This is a genomic window from Exiguobacterium sp. UBA1053 (assembly GCF_002316465.1).
Lineage (GTDB): Bacteria > Bacillota > Bacilli > Exiguobacteriales > Exiguobacteriaceae > Exiguobacterium_A > Exiguobacterium_A abrahamii.
The window spans coordinates 30,757-47,877 of the sequence record NZ_DCDO01000018.1 but is presented as its reverse complement, the minus strand read 5'-3'; the positions used below and the strand labels follow the sequence as shown (position 1 = coordinate 47,877).

Annotated in this window: 19 protein-coding genes; 7 read left to right on the top strand and 12 right to left on the bottom strand. The window is 47.8% G+C overall.

The window, feature by feature from the left end:
- Nucleotides 1–11: 11 nt before the first annotated feature.
- Nucleotides 12–473, bottom strand: a complete 462-nt coding sequence (locus tag B3G15_RS13820) for an SRPBCC domain-containing protein (protein ID WP_231681719.1) — start codon at nucleotides 471–473, stop codon at nucleotides 12–14.
- A 16-nt stretch (nucleotides 474–489) separates the two neighbouring features.
- Nucleotides 490–855, bottom strand: a complete 366-nt coding sequence (locus B3G15_RS13815) for an ArsR/SmtB family transcription factor (protein WP_290721844.1) — start codon at nucleotides 853–855, stop codon at nucleotides 490–492.
- A gap of 136 nt (nucleotides 856–991) precedes the next feature.
- On the opposite strand from B3G15_RS13815, the gene B3G15_RS13810 reads away from it, so the two are divergent.
- Nucleotides 992–1,846, top strand: coding sequence for a LysR family transcriptional regulator (locus tag B3G15_RS13810; protein WP_214857784.1), 855 nt, complete (start codon nucleotides 992–994; stop codon nucleotides 1,844–1,846).
- Here the strand turns inward: B3G15_RS13810 and B3G15_RS13805 are convergent.
- The gene (locus B3G15_RS13805; protein WP_290721843.1) at nucleotides 1,834–2,463 is read right to left on the bottom strand and encodes a hypothetical protein; all 630 of its coding nucleotides are present in this window, start codon (nucleotides 2,461–2,463) and stop codon (nucleotides 1,834–1,836) included. The genes B3G15_RS13810 and B3G15_RS13805 overlap by 13 nt on opposite strands.
- 118 nt (nucleotides 2,464–2,581) lie before the next feature.
- Between B3G15_RS13805 and B3G15_RS13800 the strand changes: the two genes are divergently transcribed.
- Nucleotides 2,582–3,349, top strand: coding sequence for an SDR family NAD(P)-dependent oxidoreductase (locus B3G15_RS13800; RefSeq protein WP_214857787.1), 768 nt, complete (start codon nucleotides 2,582–2,584; stop codon nucleotides 3,347–3,349).
- A 62-nt stretch (nucleotides 3,350–3,411) separates the two neighbouring features.
- Complete coding sequence (locus B3G15_RS13795; RefSeq protein WP_214857789.1) at nucleotides 3,412–4,209, top strand: SDR family NAD(P)-dependent oxidoreductase; 798 nt, start codon at nucleotides 3,412–3,414, stop codon at nucleotides 4,207–4,209.
- A gap of 36 nt (nucleotides 4,210–4,245) precedes the next feature.
- On the opposite strand, the gene B3G15_RS13790 is transcribed toward B3G15_RS13795, so the two are convergent.
- Complete coding sequence (locus tag B3G15_RS13790; RefSeq protein ID WP_290721840.1) at nucleotides 4,246–5,493, bottom strand: polysaccharide deacetylase family protein; 1,248 nt, start codon at nucleotides 5,491–5,493, stop codon at nucleotides 4,246–4,248.
- A gap of 194 nt (nucleotides 5,494–5,687) precedes the next feature.
- On the opposite strand from B3G15_RS13790, the gene B3G15_RS13785 reads away from it, so the two are divergent.
- Entirely contained in the window at nucleotides 5,688–7,103 is a 1,416-nt protein-coding gene (locus B3G15_RS13785) for an NAD-dependent succinate-semialdehyde dehydrogenase (protein ID WP_290721838.1), read from the top strand.
- Nucleotides 7,104–7,260: 157 nt separating this feature from the next.
- Complete coding sequence (locus tag B3G15_RS13780) at nucleotides 7,261–7,704, top strand: NUDIX hydrolase (protein WP_290721837.1); 444 nt, start codon at nucleotides 7,261–7,263, stop codon at nucleotides 7,702–7,704.
- A gap of 85 nt (nucleotides 7,705–7,789) precedes the next feature.
- Here the strand turns inward: B3G15_RS13780 and B3G15_RS13775 are convergent, their stop codons facing one another.
- Together B3G15_RS13775 and B3G15_RS13770 are read right to left on the bottom strand one after the other, a co-directional pair.
- Entirely contained in the window at nucleotides 7,790–9,805 is a 2,016-nt protein-coding gene (locus B3G15_RS13775) for a Na+/H+ antiporter (RefSeq protein ID WP_223040424.1), read from the bottom strand.
- Between the two features lie 56 nt (nucleotides 9,806–9,861).
- The gene (locus B3G15_RS13770) at nucleotides 9,862–10,770 is read right to left on the bottom strand and encodes a helix-turn-helix transcriptional regulator (protein WP_290721835.1); all 909 of its coding nucleotides are present in this window, start codon (nucleotides 10,768–10,770) and stop codon (nucleotides 9,862–9,864) included.
- An 83-nt stretch (nucleotides 10,771–10,853) separates the two neighbouring features.
- On the opposite strand from B3G15_RS13770, the gene B3G15_RS13765 reads away from it, so the two are divergent.
- The gene (locus tag B3G15_RS13765) at nucleotides 10,854–11,378 is read left to right on the top strand and encodes a dihydrofolate reductase family protein (RefSeq protein ID WP_290721834.1); all 525 of its coding nucleotides are present in this window, start codon (nucleotides 10,854–10,856) and stop codon (nucleotides 11,376–11,378) included.
- 49 nt (nucleotides 11,379–11,427) lie between these two features.
- On the opposite strand, the gene B3G15_RS13760 is transcribed toward B3G15_RS13765, so the two are convergent.
- The 5 genes from B3G15_RS13760 to B3G15_RS13740 form a co-directional block, all read right to left on the bottom strand.
- Nucleotides 11,428–12,648 (bottom strand): cation:proton antiporter, encoded by a 1,221-nt coding sequence (locus tag B3G15_RS13760; RefSeq protein ID WP_023468483.1) that lies wholly within the window; start codon nucleotides 12,646–12,648, stop codon nucleotides 11,428–11,430.
- 3 nt (nucleotides 12,649–12,651) lie between these two features.
- Complete coding sequence (locus B3G15_RS13755) at nucleotides 12,652–13,152, bottom strand: cation:proton antiporter regulatory subunit (RefSeq protein ID WP_029341865.1); 501 nt, start codon at nucleotides 13,150–13,152, stop codon at nucleotides 12,652–12,654.
- Between the two features lie 25 nt (nucleotides 13,153–13,177).
- Entirely contained in the window at nucleotides 13,178–13,396 is a 219-nt protein-coding gene (locus tag B3G15_RS13750) for an AbrB/MazE/SpoVT family DNA-binding domain-containing protein (RefSeq protein ID WP_023468485.1), read from the bottom strand.
- Nucleotides 13,397–13,923: 527 nt separating this feature from the next.
- On the bottom strand, nucleotides 13,924–14,547 hold the full coding sequence (locus B3G15_RS13745) for a zinc dependent phospholipase C family protein (protein ID WP_290721832.1): 624 nt from the start codon (nucleotides 14,545–14,547) through the stop codon (nucleotides 13,924–13,926).
- 3 nt (nucleotides 14,548–14,550) lie between these two features.
- The gene (locus B3G15_RS13740; protein WP_290721831.1) at nucleotides 14,551–15,120 is read right to left on the bottom strand and encodes a GNAT family N-acetyltransferase; all 570 of its coding nucleotides are present in this window, start codon (nucleotides 15,118–15,120) and stop codon (nucleotides 14,551–14,553) included.
- Between the two features lie 130 nt (nucleotides 15,121–15,250).
- Between B3G15_RS13740 and B3G15_RS13735 the strand changes: the two genes are divergently transcribed.
- On the top strand, nucleotides 15,251–16,462 hold the full coding sequence (locus tag B3G15_RS13735; RefSeq protein WP_290721829.1) for an MFS transporter: 1,212 nt from the start codon (nucleotides 15,251–15,253) through the stop codon (nucleotides 16,460–16,462).
- A 16-nt stretch (nucleotides 16,463–16,478) separates the two neighbouring features.
- Here the strand turns inward: B3G15_RS13735 and B3G15_RS13730 are convergent, their stop codons facing one another.
- Complete coding sequence (locus tag B3G15_RS13730; RefSeq protein WP_290721828.1) at nucleotides 16,479–17,036, bottom strand: DUF402 domain-containing protein; 558 nt, start codon at nucleotides 17,034–17,036, stop codon at nucleotides 16,479–16,481.
- Nucleotides 17,037–17,121 lie beyond the last annotated feature (85 nt).

Below are 17,121 nucleotides of genomic sequence, written 5' to 3'. Positions count from 1 at the left end.
CCGACTCCTTCTCACTGTTTCACTAATAGACGATCGAGGCGATACAGTTGCGACGTAAAGCCCTCCTTCATCCCCATACCGAGCACTTCTTGCACGGCTGCTTCTGTCTCATAGGTCGACTCGAAGACGATCAACGTCGTCTCCCCGTGGTCGAGAAATGTCGTGACATTCTCGCTTCCTGGTAAATGTTCAGAGATCGCTCCTGACGCGTCCGAGAAATAATCGGCATGACTATACGTGTTCGGAGCATCGATGTTTCTGAAAATCGCTTTCCCCCACGACTCCATGCCGTAAAAGTCACCTTGCGCCGGATCAATACAGCGCATGCAATAATGCCACACACCACCTGGTTGAAACTCAAACGTCTCGATCGTCGTCTCCCAGCCTTCCGGTCCCCACCACGCTTCGAGCTGCTCTTTTTCCGTGAATGCGGCAAAGACGCTATCTCGCGGCGCCTCACACGTCCATTCCATTCGTAGAGTCTTCCCCTCAATCGAAGTCTTCAATTCCTTTTTCATTCGTCCCGTCTCCCTTCACGTTCGACTGAATCTGCTTCAAATGTGCGTCTAGACGATGCATGCGGGCTTCCATTTGTGCAAGCGAGTTGCTCCACATGACGAGCTCTCGAAACGCTTCTGGACGAAGGCTATACAAGCGACGATTCGCCTGCCGTTCGACAGTGATTAGTTCCGCGTCAAGCAACAGCTTCAAATGCTTCGAGGTTTGCGGTTGGCGTAAGTGTAGTTGTTCAGCCAACTCATTGACGGAGCGAGGACCGTTTCGTAACGCTTCAATAAGTTGAAGCCGTGTCGCATCTCCGAGGGCTGAGAATCGTATTGATATCTGATCATTCATATCCGTTCACCTCTTTATTTTATATATTCCCAATTTAGAATATTCCAAACTAAGAATATAAAAAATGCAAAATGATTGTCAGATGCGTTCAAATGGCGTACGTTCTAAACAACCTGTATGAAAAGAGCGTGAACCAATGAAGACCGAATGGATGGAAGCATTCCTCGTCACCGCGGAGACCGGCAGCCTGACGAAAGCAAGCGAAGTACTGCATATGACGCAACCGGCGTTAAGTAAACAAATCAAAAGTCTTGAGAGTGCACTCGACGTCTCGCTGTTACACCGTTCGGCACATGGTGTCACGTTGACGACAGCTGGCGAAATTGTCTTTGAAGAGAGTCGCGAACTGCTTGACCGGATCGATCAGATGAAACGGCGGATCGGTACGATCGACGAACGAACGACCCTGACGCTCGGATCATGGCCAAGCGTCGCGATGACGTATCTCCCCCGTCATGTTTCACGACAAGCGACGGCACCGGATCTCAAATTAAAGACGGCGCATACGACGATCGATTTGATGCAAGGTCTTGAAGAACGCCGATATGATGCTGTCTTACTCGACGATCGTCACCATGTCCATCCTTATCATACGACCCATTTGTATACGGAGAACTTTTTGCTTTACGTCCATCAAGACGACGAACGATTCACAGGCTGTACGTCTGTAGCGTTTGATCAAATTCGTGACGCCTCTTTCTTATCGCTTCCGATCGATTGCGATTCGACGAACATCCTAAAGGACGCGTTCATCGAGCGAGGTGCCGTCTACCAAGCAGAAAACGAGATGGAATTCGGATCGAGCGTCCTCGGTTTCATCCGTGCAGGACTGGGTATCGCTCTATTGCCGGAGATTTTCCAAGACGGACTATCCCCTGAAATCAAGACGTTACCGGTCGACGGGTTTGATGTCGTCCGCGAATTGTCACTCGTCTCACGAGACGCCTCCCATCATGCGATCCTGCTTGATTTACTCGGTCAGTCGCGCTGAAGGTGCACTTGTAGTTCATGTCTTAGATCATCGACCTGATTTTGTGAAATCGCCGAGTCCGGTGTCTCACCGTACCGGACGAGATGATAGATTGATGGATCGAGCGTGACATCAATCCGCTGTAACCATTCGCCGACCGTCTCTTCGGAGCGGCGGCGTTTTTGTCGTGTCAGTTGCCGATCGAACGTTTGTAACAGACGGCGAATCTCTGACTCTGATTCTTCACCAACAAGTGTTTGTCGGATCGAACGATTTGGGGAAAACACCGGCGGCGGGTCCATTAAATCGTCGATTACAGTCTCTCGTCTGCGTCGTTTTCGCAAACGCTTCAAGAAGTAACGTACACTGAAGAGGACAGTCAGTAGTATGACAAGACCAACGACACCGTAAAAGGTAACAACTCCTAATGCATCCTTATCCGCAAATCCCCCGCTTTGGATGTCCATTTTTTGCTTGGTCGGTTTTCCTTCTTCCTTTCCGCCTCCATCAGCCATAAATCGAGCTTGATAGGTTGCTGGATCATAAAAGAAATAACGATAGACTTCTGTACCGACCAGTTGAATCGCAGCAAGGCTCACGAGTGCTATACATAATGTCACAACTAACCCACGCTTCATCTCATCCCTCCTTTTCAATATTTTACCATCTCTACTTTACTATGGAGTGATTTTTCTTTCTTTTCAGTCAATTTTTCATTAGAGTAAGGGGTGACTCTCAATAAAAGGACGTGACATCATGTATCTTCCAAGTTTTTCGTTAACCGATCAGACATTTCTTATCACTGGAGCTGGACGAGGTATCGGACGCGCGCTCGCCATCGGGATGGCAGAAGCCGGTGCTAACATCATTCTCGTCGCCCGGACGGAACGCGATTTGAAGGAGACGGCACAAGAAATCGAACGACTCGGTCGAACGGCTTACATCTTCCCGTGCGACATCACTGACCGGAAACAAGTCGTCGAGACGGTAGCTCGTGCATACGAACAAGTACCGCAGATTGATGGGCTCGTCAACAATGCGGGAATGAACATTCGCTCGAAGGCACTCGATGTGACGGAAGACGAGTGGGAAACGATCCAACAGACTAATCTGAAATCCGCCTTCTTTTTCGCTCAAGAAATTGGGAAACGGATGCAGGAGACAGGTGGAAGCATTCTGAACATCGCCTCGGTTGCTGGTCACGTCGCCTTAAGGACCGGTGTCGTGTATGCGACGACGAAAGCGGCAATGATTCAGATGACGAAAGTTCTGGCGCTTGAATGGGGACCACAAAACATTCGTGTCAATGCGATCGGACCGTGGTATTTTAAGACACCATTAACGGAACCATTACTGAAAGATCCTACATACTTGCAGGACATCGTTGACGTGACACCGCTCGGTCGGGTCGGTGAATTAGAAGAACTGGTTGGACCAGCCGTCTTCTTATCGTCTGCTGCAGCCCGTTACGTGACCGGGCAAACGCTTTATGTCGATGGTGGGATGACGATTAAAGGTTTTTAAGACAGAAGAAGACGGATGCGCATCTGCCCATCCGTCTTCTCGTATCTGAAAGGAGCTTCATCATGTCAAAACGGATTGCACTCATCGCTGGTGGCTCCCGTGGCGCCGGACGCGGCATCGCATATGCCTTAGGTGACGCCGGAATGATCGTTTACGTCACGGGACGAAGTACGAATGAACAGACAACGGATCAACGAAGCGAAACGATCGAAGAGACGGCTGCTGGTGTCACGGCACGCGGCGGACTCGGTATCCCGATCGTTTGTGACCATACGAGTCTTGACGATATCGATCGTCTGATTCAGCAGATCCAGCACCGCGATGGTCGAATCGATCTCCTCGTCAATTGTGTGTTCGGTGGTTCGGAAAGCCACTTACCGTCTGGAACCGGACGACGGTTTTGGGAGCGACCACCTGAACATTGGGACGCGATGATGTCTGCCGGACCAAAAGCGTACTTGTGGACGATTCGGGCCGCGATGCCATTACTGCAACAGAGTCCAGCTGCGCTCGTCATCAATTTGACATCATTCACTCCAGAGCAGGTGTCTGGAAACCTCTATTATGATTTGGCGATGCAAACGATTAATCGGATGACGCACGTCATGGCGCAGGAGTTAGCTCAGACGACCATCTCCGTTATCGCGCTCTGCCCCGGTTTCATGCGGACGGAACGGGTTGTCGATGCCGGTTTCGCGAGTGCCGCGACTGAATCGACGACCTATATCGGACGAGCCGTTACAGCGCTGATGGCGGATGACGATGTTAGACGTTATTCTGGACAAGCCGTCTTCGTTGCCGATCTCGCGAAGACCTATCAATTTACGGATCAGGACGGAACGCAGCCACTACCTTTTTAATTGCTTTAATCGATGAATTAACTAGTTTTCAATCACTCACTTCCGTTCCGGTCGTGCTGGATCAAAGATTTCTTCCGCATCAAAGAATGGATCGAGTATGCTCGTCTTTCCAGCAACGGCTTGACGTAGACGAATCCCATCAACGTTGATCCGGGCTTGGCGGAAGTAGTCGGGTCCAACTTGTTTCCACGCATGTTGACTCGCATCAACATTGAAGAAATAACGGAACCCGCTATCGATGAGTAAACGATATTTCTCACCCGAATAATCGTGCCAATCCCCGACATCACTACCGTATGGATAAATTAATTGCGTCGTTTTTCCGATCAGCGGGGCAACGTCCTGTTTGTAGCGTTTAAGATCCGCACGAATCGTCGTGACTGATTCTTTTCCGACCCAAATATGTCCGTACGTATGACTCGCGAACTGCCAGCCGTCCTCTTTTAATGCGATGGCGGTCTGTTTCGCTTGATTTCGTGCCGTTTCGACCTTTTTATTGTGTCCATATTGATTGTAGGAGGAACGATACCCGAGCACCCCGTTATAACCTGTGATACCGAGCAACCCTTTTGCTCCTTTATAGGAAAAGTCAGGATGCGACTGGACGAACGCATCGACGATTGGTACGAGATCATAGGCACCATCCGGCTTTCCAACCATTGCGTTGACGATTTTGCCGTCCTTCACTTTTAAATTCTTCGCAAATCCATCGCCTTTCATGTATTCGTAATAATTGACATCATCTTGCGAGAGCACGAGCGGGTGTTTTCCTTTTGGTAAACGGACAGGTGTTTCAACGATCTTCCCGTTCAACTCTTTTGCTAAGTCTGTTGGTCGGACGAGTACGTAATCGTTTTTATACAACGCATCTAAAATCCGTTCGAATTCCTGTTGCGTCACCATGTAATCATCGTATCCTGCTTCCTTCCGGTCGCCATCAAATGCTTGGTTTGGATCAGCAATCAATGAATGAAAAAAGAGATGTGGCACAGGTTTCGTCACAGGCAGGAGCGCCTGCTTTTTCTGTTCGTATTCCTCTTCCCTCTGTTTCGTCTCTTTTGCGCGGACGGGTTTCAACACTTTGATCGCCCGGTCATAATCGTACTGGGCAGCGTAACGATCAGCACGCTGTATCGTCTTTTCTATGTATGCCTGTTGCGAAGCTTGTCTTTTTTGCTGTGTCTCGCGTGTTTTTTCCGACTTTTTCTCGCTGACTTCGCTTTCCCCACATCCACTTAGTAGCAGACTCAGCGCCACACCGCCAATGATCCAGTTCCGTCTCATGTTTTTCGACTCCTTCATCAATTTTGACGTTTTCATTCCCCTCTATATCTAACTGTTCCCGATTATTCAGTCGATTAACTACTTTTTTGAGTCATTCCGTTTCGTTATGACTGTCCATCCAAAGCGGAACTTCCGCTCACTCGTCTTGAGGTGTTTAATAAAGGACGTAATGAAATTCACGGAGGTGCAACAAGATGATTGAAAAGAACTTAATTAATGGTGAATGGTACGATACGACAGAAACGATTCCGGTCTACGACCCAGCAACGAAAGAACTGCTCGGACATGTTCCTGCAAGTTCAGCGGAAGACGCACAACGTTCCGTTGACGCAGCGAGCGAAGCATTCGTCAAGTGGTCAAATGAAACAGCAGACACACGCGCGAATTTAGTCGATGCCTGGTATCGCTTGATCAACGAACACCGTGAGGAACTCGCTCGGATCATGACGACAGAACAAGGAAAGCCGTACGTCGAAGCACTCGGTGAAGTCGATTACGGCAATCAATACGTCCGTTGGTACGCTGAAGAAGCACGCCGGATTTACGGTGAAACGATTCCGGCTTCTGTTCCAGGAAAACGACTCTTCGTCGAAAAAGAACCAGTCGGTGTCGTCGCAGCGATCACACCATGGAACTTCCCGGCAGCGATGATCACACGTAAACTTGCACCGGCTCTTGCAGCGGGTTGTACGATTGTCCTTAAACCATCGGAAGAAACACCGTTTACGGCACTTCGTCTCGTTGAATTAGCAAAAGAAGCAGGTATCCCTAAAGGTGTCATCAACGTCCTAACAGGTGACGCGGCAACGATCAGTGGCGTCTGGCAAGCCGATTCTCGCGTCCGGAAGATCACGTTCACAGGTTCAACAGCCGTCGGGAAATTGATCATGCGTCAAGCAGCCGATACGGTGAAAAAACTATCACTTGAACTCGGTGGTCACGCACCCTTCATCGTCACGGAAAATGCGGATCTCGATAAAGCCGTCGAAGGCGCGATGCGCTCTAAATTCCGAAATGGTGGACAAGCGTGTGTCGCGACGAACCGCTTCTACGTGCAAGCGTCTGTTCTTGACGCATTCACGGAAAAATTCACAGCAGCCGTCAAACAACTGCAAGTCGGTAACGGGATGGACGCTGACTCGACAGTTGGTCCATTGATCAATGCGAAAGCCGTCGCAAAAGTCAAAGCACACATCGATGACGCTGTCGCAAAAGGAGCAACGATCTTGACTGGTGGTACGATTGACGAATCTGTCGGCTACTTTGTCACTCCAACCGTGCTTGCGAATGTCACTGAAGATATGCTCTGTATGCAGGAAGAGACGTTTGGTCCGCTCGCACCGATCTCTGTCTTTGAGACGCTTGATGAAGTCATCGAACGGGCGAACAATACACCTTACGGACTGGCAGCTTACGCGTTCTCTGAACGCATCGATGAAGCATTGATGCTCGGAAAACGACTCGAATACGGGATTGTCGGGCTGAACGATGGCGCACCATCTGCTGCACAAGCTCCATTTGGTGGCTATAAAGAGAGTGGTCTTGGTCGTGAAGGTGGCGTCTACGGCATCGAAGATTATCTCGAAGTCAAATACTTGTCGCTCGGTTAATCCATCAGACATTTCGTTTGAAACGAACCATCTTTATTCATAGGTAACCCCTCATTTCTAAATCGAAATGAGGGGTTTTTGTACGGCTGATGCTTACATACTATTTTGTAAGGTATGATTGAATTCAAATGATTATACGAAAAGGAGTGATTAAACAATGGATGTCATCACATTCGGGCAGAGACAACAGAACCAACACTACATCACGAGACTCGCTGTTTATGCGGTCATGCGCGACCCTCAAACAGGTAAAATCGCCGTCATTCAAAAAAAGGACGGTATGTTGTTTCTTCCAGGTGGCGGTATCGAGACCTATGAGACGTATGAAGACTGTCTTACAAGAGAGGTACTAGAAGAAACGGGGATGGACGTCGAAATCGGTGATTTCATCGGACGAGCCAATCAATATTTCTATTCAAAAAATGAAACGACATATTATTTGAATGAAGGGCAGTTCTATCGTTGCGATGCTAAGCAGAAAGTACAAAATCCGATTGAGGATGATCATGTCTTACGATGGATCGACCCGGTTGAAGCAATCGAACATCTATTTCACGCCCATCAACGCTACGCAGTTCAAAAGACGCTATACATGATTTAAATCAAGACGCACAAAAGGAGCGCGATTCTCTTGTTCAGAGAAAACGTGCTCCTTTTAAATATGTGACAAACGAACAGTCTCGTTGTTATTCGACGTATTCGTAGAGAACGACACTCTCGATATAGTGAATGAAGCGGCGTAGTTCCTTCTCCTCTTCGTTCGAGAGATCGCCTTCTTTCGACATATTCGCGATTTCAAGACGCTGAACTTCGATCGCTTTCAAGCAAAGTTCTTCTTTTTGCTGATCGACGTCCTTGCCACCGATTGGTGACGACCACCGCGTATGTTTGAAGCGAAGTCGTTTATAGAACTCCAACACGCTTTGAACGACGTCTGGCGGATACGATGAACGGCAATTCTCGAGACGTTCGATGACCGTTCCCATTACCTTTTCATACAGTTCATGCTCGACTTGCGTCATTTGAATCAACGCATCAGACGACATGTTCGATCGTTTCCGTTTCCACCAGAGTTTACGGATCGGTTGGACGATTTGGAAACGTGAATCCTTGCCGATCGCCTTACGACGATTTTCGATCGAGCGGAAGACATCCTTCTTCAGTAAATCCGGCACCTTATGTTCAGCGACGAAGCGTTTTGATTCTTCCTTCTCCCACTGAACGGCTTCAAGACGTAGGGCTTTTAATTGATCATTGAACTGGTTTAGTTCTTCCTGACTTTTCTCCTGCGCTCGCAGTAACCGAAGCATGACATGATACTCATTAAGGAGATCAAACGCAACGACTGCATTATCTTCGTCCGTCACTTGTTTGATCTCTGAGATTGCCCGGCGAATCATTCGTTGTTTTTGGGCGTTCAAGTCGAGTGCAATCGGTGTTGACGCTTCGCCCCGGTTTAAGACCGGTAAGAGAATCGTCGCAAGAACGAGCGTATAGATGATGACACCCGCTGCAAGGAAGATGATCAACGAGCGTTCCGGGAAGGCTTCACCGGACTCCGTCAGGAATGGTAATGATAACACCCCGACCATCGTGATCGTTCCGCGGACCCCGACCAGTGTCGTAATCAAATCTTGCTTAAAGGACGGTCGACGGTGCTCCCGGTCCTCTTTTTTGAAAAACCGATGATCAAACCAATTGAAGAACATCGTCCAGACGAGACGGATCGCGAGAATGAATGAACCGATCTCGATGACATATAACATGAGACGCCAGTTGTTGATCGCGTCATCTGCGAAAATCTCACGTGTCGCTTCTGGCAACGTCAAACCAAGCAATAAGAAAATGATCCCGTTTAGCGTATACGCAATCATCGTCCAGATGTTATCTGTCAACGTCTGCTCTTGCGCAAAGAACGTTTCTGTTCGTTCTTTGATCAAGGCATGCAAGATACCACCCGTGACGACGGCGATGACGCCTGAAGCATGAAATCCTTCTTCAGCAACGAAGAAAATGATAAATGGTGTCAGGATTTGCAGTAAAGCGTAGAAGACGACATCTTCAATACCCGCCCGGCGCAAGCGAACCTTGAGAAAGTTCATCGCGAGCGAAATTAACAATCCAATCAACGCTCCAACGAAGAACATATAAAAGAATTCTGTAGTCGCACTCTGAATCGAGAAATAACCCGTGACGACAGCAGCAACCGCGTAACTGAACGCAACTAATCCCGATGCATCATTGATCAGTGATTCTCCGCGAACGAGTGTCAGAATCTGTTCTGGAATCTGGACACGTTTCGCAATCCCGTTGACGGCAATCGGATCCGTCGGCGATAAAATCGCAGCCAAAGCAAACGCAGCAGCGACTGGAATGACCGGAATCAACCAGTTGATGAAGTACCCTCCGACGATCGTCGTCAACAAGACGAGGATGATTGCGTTCCCGAAGATCGCTGTCCGCATCCGCCATAAATCTTCTCGTGGGAAGTGAGAGCTATCGTTATAAAGTAACGGTGCGATGAATAAGAGGAGGAACCACTCGGATTCGACCTCGATCGTCAAACCACTCATCAGGAGAGCGGCGACGGTTCCGGCAATGATTTGAATCAATGCCGTTGGGATGAAACGGATGTAATGTCCGATGACTTGCGTCAATAAGATGAGGGCAAGCATCAATAAAATCAATGATAGTGTTTCCATGGAAGACCCCTTCCTCTATTGTTTCTTTCTACCTATATCCTAACATAGTTTTTTAATCAATCCTGTCCGAGCGCCTTATCGGATCGTTGCACAGCAATCATTTCTTCTGCTTGACGAATCAACTGCTCCCTAAGGTCGACTGGTTCAAGGACTCGCACTTCCGGACCGAGTCGCATCAACTGGCGTCCGAGATACGGCAGTTCGGTTTCCGGAACCAACCATGTTCGTTCCGACTGAATCGGTAAAATCCCCTCTAGCAACCGTTCGCCTAATGGTGATACTTCCAGTTTCACCGTCGTCATCGGTAGATGTGTCATATCTTGTTCCAAATCTGAAAAAGTTAACTCGGTTGCTGGCAACTCATGAAACGTCACGTCTTTGATCCGATCAACACGGAACTGGCGATACCCTCGATTCGTCTGTCCATAGAAGTACCAGCGATTCTGTTCGAACGATAAACCAATCGGATCTACGACGATCATGCGTCGTCCTTTTGTCGTCTCATAGAGAATATTCCCCATCCGTCCGCTCTCTAACAAGTCGAGTAACGCAGGATTTTGCGGCGACGGTGGTGTATCGACCGCTTGAAAGCGAAAGCGGTCTTTCCATTTTACGATCTGTTGCTCCGTCATCTTCGGTAACTCGTTCGCATAACGTTCAGCGACTTCCTGACGAATCGTTCCGAATGGAAAATCAGGAATCTGACTAATCCATTCCAGAAGGATGAAGAAGACAATCGTCTCTTCATCCGTCAAAACGAGTGGCGGCATGTTCCGATGTGGCAACATCCGGTACCCCCCTGCTGCGCCAGGTTCACTGTAGATCGGATAACCATTTGCTTCAAGTACCATCATGTCTCGTTGAATCGTCCGGATCGACACCTGACATTCTTCCGCGAGCATCCGTGCAGAGAAGAGTTCGCCCCGGTTTAACAAGCGTACTAAACGCCATTGTCTCGTATTCATACAGTTCCTCCTTAAATGACGACATCTTTTGTCGTCATTATACGCTAAGATGAAGTCACACGATGCAAAAGGAGGAATTATGGATGTCACAACCTACGACCGTTCTTTATATCGCTTGTAGTCTTGACGGGAAAATTGCCAGACTCGATGGTTCACTTGATTGGTTATTTGCCGTTGCCGGAGACGGGGATAATGGTTATCAAGCGTTCTATGATCAAGTTGGTGCCGTCATCATGGGACGAAAAACATATGATGAAGTCCTGCAACTCAGCGAGACGTACCCTTACGCAGGTATTCCGAGTTATATCTATAGCCGAACGAAACGAACGTCTGAGACAGTCACCTATACGGATGAGCCGCTCGACCAACTGCTTGACCGGATTTCGCCAACGATCGAAGGTAACGTTTGGCTGATCGGTGGTGGCGAATTGATTCAAGAAGCGTTGCTCTTAAAACGCATCCGCTCGATTGAACTGGCAATCGCCCCTGTCATCCTCGGAACAGGTATCCCGCTGTTTCCGGAAGGGACGAATGAGACCAATCTTCGTTTGACAGCAAGTCGCCATTCGGGACAATTCCTGATGGCAACGTATGAAGTCTTGACTTAAACAACAACAACCGGTTCGGGAAAGCGAACCGGTTGTTCGTTTATATCAGTCAGGCATTTTTCTTCGTCTTTTTCGCTTTTGGTTCCGTCCACTTGAAGATTTTATTCATGACGTTGTAAATCCGTTTTGATTCCTTCGTCATCAACGGTCCGAGAATGGCGAGAATCAAGACATATAAAGCAGAGAATGGTGACAAGATATCCATCAATCCACCGGCGATTCCGAGATTCGCGACGATGATCGAGAACTCCCCGCGCGAGACGATCGTCAAGCCGATGTTTGAGGATGCTTTGTGTGACAAGCCTGCTTTACGTCCAGCAATCATACCAGCCACGTAGTTCCCGATGATCGTGATGACGACGGCACCGAGTGCGAGCCAGACGGCGTCAAGTAACATCGTCGGATCGATGCTCAATCCGAAACTGAAGAAGAAGATCGCACCGAAGAAATCACGGAATGGTACGACGAGATGTTCGATCCGCTCACCTTGGTCGGTTTCTGAGAAGACGAGACCGAGTAACAACGCCCCGATCGCTTCCGCAACATGAATTGTTTCCGAGAATCCGGCGATGAAGAACAAGGCAGCAAAGACGACGATGATGAAGACTTCGTCCGAGGCGATCTTTAGCATCTTATTCAAAAGCGGTGTTGCTTTCCGAGCGACGATGAAGAACAGCAACATATAGCCGAGGGCGATCAAGATTGAGGTAAGGGACGCAAGTAACGTCGTCCCACCGCCGAGAAGCAGTCCCGATAAGACCGACAAGTAGACCGCGAGGAAAATGTCCTCGAACATGATGATTCCAAGAATCAATTCCGTCTCCGTGTTACCGGTCCGGCGGAGATCAACGAGGACTTTCGCCACGATCGCACTCGAGGAGATCGTAATGATTCCGGCGATGACGAGTACTTCATAGAGTGGGAATCCGGCGATGAATCCGTATAAGAGACCACCGGTAAAGTTAATCGATAAATAAATCGTTCCACTCGTGACAATCGATTTTCCGGACCGGATCAACTTACCGATCGAAAACTCGAGTCCGAGATAGAATAAGAGGAACAGGACACCGATTCGTCCGAGGAAACTGATGAACTCAGCACTTTCAATGAACTTGAAGTCTAGTATCCCGATTGTCGGAGCGTGCGGTCCAACAATCATCCCGAGAATGATTAGAAACGGGATGATCGAGAAATTGAGTCTGTTCGCGAGCACTGCCGCGATCGCCACTAAGATAAGCGCGGTACCGACTTCAAATATGAGATGATCCATATATTATCCGCCTCCTTCGATTGAGAATAATGCTTTCGTGATGTGACGGATGTTTTGACGTTCTCCAGATAAGACGATCGTATCACCGGCTTCAAGGCGTGTATCCGGTCCTGGATTGAGCGATTTTGAACGGTCATGCTTGAGCACCGCAATGATTGAAATATCGTAATGGTTACGGACATCGAGTTCACCGATCGTTCGATTGTTGACCTTTGAATCCTGACCGACTTTGAACCACTCGATGACGAGATCATCAAACGCGAGTTCGATTTTCTCAAGATCCTTCGGCTTATAGGATAATCCTCCGAGAATTCCTGCCATCTGACGGGCTTCTGCATCATTAAACGTCACGCTCGAGATGCTCTCATCAAAATCGTCGTCATCATAGTGATGCATCTCGCGTCGTCCGTCGTCATGGACGATGACGACCACCTTATCTCCTCGTGTCGTGATGCCTTCGAACTTCCGTCCGATTCCTGGTAAATCTACTTCGCGCATATCCATCTGTTATATCCTCCTTATTTGTTTTTTACAAATGATGATTCGCTTTGTGGATGAGCGTCTTGAACGTCTCATCGCTCAATATATCTTGAAGGTCATGCAGCTGTTTCAAATCCGCTTTCGCCATGATGACAAACCCGTCCTCCTCAATGAATGCCACGCGATCTCCTTCCTCCACTTGCAAAGCCTGCCGAATTTTTTTGGGGATGGTGATCTGTCCTTTTGACGTTAACTTTGATAGCTCCATCACGAACTTCCTTCTTTCTGTGTTTTTTCTTGTATTCCTTACTTCCTTACTTTTCTTATTTCCATAGTAACACAGTTCTAAACTTATTCCGAGTGTTTTGCTTTGAATTAAAATTTAAAAATCGATTTTCTTTTTGTTCAACCGTATTCATACGATTATTTTCAAGACATTTTACAATAAACATAGAAAAACGCATCCTAATCTAAACGGATGCGTTCTTCGTCTTATTGTTATTCGGAGGTGATTTTATGTCGCAATTATTTTTAATTGCGTTTGTAATCTATATTTTATCGTTGAATGTGGCAGCGATCTATCTTATCTATAAGCGACTTATTTCTTCTATAATCGCTGGTTTAGCAATTTTTTTCTTCATTCTTTCTGTCAGTTCGACCGTTATCGTATTCTTTCTATTTCTCACACCATTTACGGACTGGTTCACAGGTTTAGGAAATTTGTTAATTATCATTTGGTTTGGTCTACTGAACGGATGCTGCTACATATTATTCGGAACCGTCAAATGGATCATTTCAATGATTCGGAGATGATTCTTTGGCTGGATTAATCTTTAGCCCTTTTTCACCTAGGTGATGGATGGACCGTTCAATCGCTGTTTCGATGTATCCGTCCAATTGATGCGGCAACAAGATATCATATTCTTGTGGCAGAACGGTTCGTCGGTCCTCTTCTACCTCGCTAACAAATTGCGGAAGTGCTTTCCACCTCGACTGTACACTCACTTCATGAAGCGCTCCGTTGATCGCTTGTTCATTCCAGTTCACGAACGGAGCGATGCGTGTATTGTACCGCCTAAAGTCATCATGATACCTTAAACCGATCGAGTCGTCGGCTATGATTGCTTGCCGTACCCAACTCATGTAAAAACCGCGTAACCAAATATCGTCCGCTATCAGATGGACGTAATAGCCACTTCGAAAAGATGGATCCCAAGACGTCGAATCTCCCCAAAATGCTTCGTAGTCAATTGTTCGTGTCCCGCTCGCTAATTCACCCGTATAATAGTGGGCTTGCTCCTTCTCGTCATAGCGTGCATCAGGAGCGATCGTACCGAGAAGGAATCGAGCAGGTTCTAGTTTCGGAAGTAACGTAATCAACCGTTGTCCGATGTAGGCATGCATCAGTCGTGAACCCATCGCTTACTTCCCTTCGTAATCGCTGCGCGTGATCGCATAAATTTTTAAGTCCCAGAAACGCTCTTTAACGTATAAAGCACTCCGCGAAATTCCTTCAAACGTCATACCGACCTTTTCCATGACACGAGCAGACCCATCATTCGCAACAAAACAACGGGCTTGAATGCGCTCGAGTCCGAGTGTCTCAAATCCGTACTGCACAAGACGCGCTGCTGCTTCCGGCATCAAACCCTTTCCCCAATACTCGCGCGACAGTGCATAACCGAGTTCTGCTTGCTGTTGCTCAAACGAGACTTTGATGAAATCAATCGTTCCGATGACCCGACCGCTCGTTTTGTCTTCGATTGCCCATGGTGCCGGATTCCCTAGTTCGTATTGGCGAAGGATGTGTTCGACGAATTGTTCAGAATCCGTGAGGCTTTTATGCGCATGCCAGCTGACATATCTTGCTGTCTCTTCATCTTTCGTATAGGCATAGATATGTGCTGCATCTTCCGTGCGAACTGGTCGTAAACGGAGTCGTTCCGTTTCAAGTACAGGCAAAGCTTGATATAAATCGATGGTCGTTAACATGATCTAACACTTCTTTCTTTGATTTTTTCCAAGTATACCCACTCTTCTATGAAAAGTATAGAGATATACGAAAACGTTATCAGAATTTTCTGGTATACTATTGGAAAATGATGTAAGAAAGGGTGCTGTCATGTCTTCTCGGGAACGAATACTCTTAAGTGCGCTCGGTATTTCACAGTTTGGTGACTTCATTTATCTCGTTGCGATCAACGTATATATCTATCGCTTGACCGGCTCAGCGTCAGCCGTTGCTGCGCTGTGGATCATCAGTCCGGTCGTCGCTCTCATCATCAAGTCGTTCGCAGGAAGTTGGGTCGACCGATCCGACTTATGTCGACTGTTGATTCAGACTGATTTGTTGCGTGCTTTCTTAATCGGGATCATGCCATTTTTACCATTATCGTTGCTTTACATCGATTTGATCGCCTTAGCTATCATCAAAGCGGTCGTTGAACCGGCAACGTTGACCTACATCACGACGCTTGTTTCACAAAACGATCGGACGTCGTTTAATGCCTATCGTAGTCTGATCACGTCTGGTGCCTTTTTAGTTGGTCCGGCTCTCGCTGGAGGAATGCTCTATGTTGCTTCTGCCGACGTTGCCATTTGGCTCAACGCTGTCTCGTTTCTCGGATCAGCTGTCCTGCTGATGCGCTTGCCGCGTTTTACCGCTTCGGTCGAACGAGGGATGCGGCTGCAAGGCATTATATCCGATTGGCGGCTTGTCTATCAGTTCAGCAAAAGCGCACGCTACGTGACCGGATTATACATCCTCGCGATGCTGATGATGATCGCGACACTTGCACTTGATACGCAAGAAGTCGTCTTTTTACAGCGAAGCATCGGCTTAACGGAAACCGATTATGGTTTACTGATGAGTCTGACTGGGATCGGTTCCGTCGCCGGCAGCTGGGTCGTCGCCCGCTACGCCAAAACACTCTCCGTTCGGATGATGCTGACGATTGGCTATGTATTCGTCGCCGTCGGTTACATGCTGTATGCAAGTGCGAATTCGTTTTCAATCGTCTGTATCGGTTTCTTGTTGCTCGGTTGTTTCCACGCATTTGCGGGGACCGGTTTCCTAACGTTCCAACAGACGAATATCCCACTCCACTTAATGGGACGCTTTACGAGTCTATACGGTGTCGGCGTCAGTTTGCTACAGATTCTAGCGATCGTCGCGATCGGTCTGCTCGGTGACATCTGGTCGATTCGTTTCAGTACGATTCTATTTGCCTGCCTCCTCGTGATCGTGACAATCTGTTTTCTCGGATTGGTTCTCCTCCCGCGCAAGCAACAGTATTTCGCAACGAACGAGATCAACGAAGAACGACATGCCTAAAAAACAGGGAACCCCGTCAACGCGGTGTTCCCTGTTTGAGTTGCTGTTCTAACCGTTCTTTTATCACTTCTGCGTGTGCGACGAGCGGAAAAGTTCCGTTTTGTAGTTGTTTCTGCAGTCGCTTCGCTTCTGCCCAAGCGAGCGCGTTTTCCGCTTGTGAGATAATCCCTTGCTCCTGCGCTGCTTCTAGTTCGTCCGTGTCGATTAACAAAACTTGTCCCGATGGCAAAACGATCAGATCGAGAAACAGATCCTCCCAGTATATACGTCCGTCCTCCACTCCGGTACGAAGACAGATATCGATATAGGTTTGCACCAACTGACCTGAAGCATCAAACATCGAGGTCACGGCATGATGTGCATCACTTGGAAACTGTTGTATCCAAATGTAACCAGCGTCAGCGATTTGAATCGTTTCGTCGCCATAACGGACGTCTAATGGTGAAGCGACTTCAATAAGTTGAAGAAGCGTCACTTGCCCTTGAAACACTTCATTCTCGACCTGCTCTTGAACATAGTGTCGCTGTTTGATACGATCCCAGTCACGTCGATCAGCATATCGTTTTTTGATCATCTATTTATCCTTTGTTTTTCTTTAGTGTGGCATACCTCGTCTCTTTTTCATTCCAATCCTTAAAAAAAGAGGCAACGGATTTTTC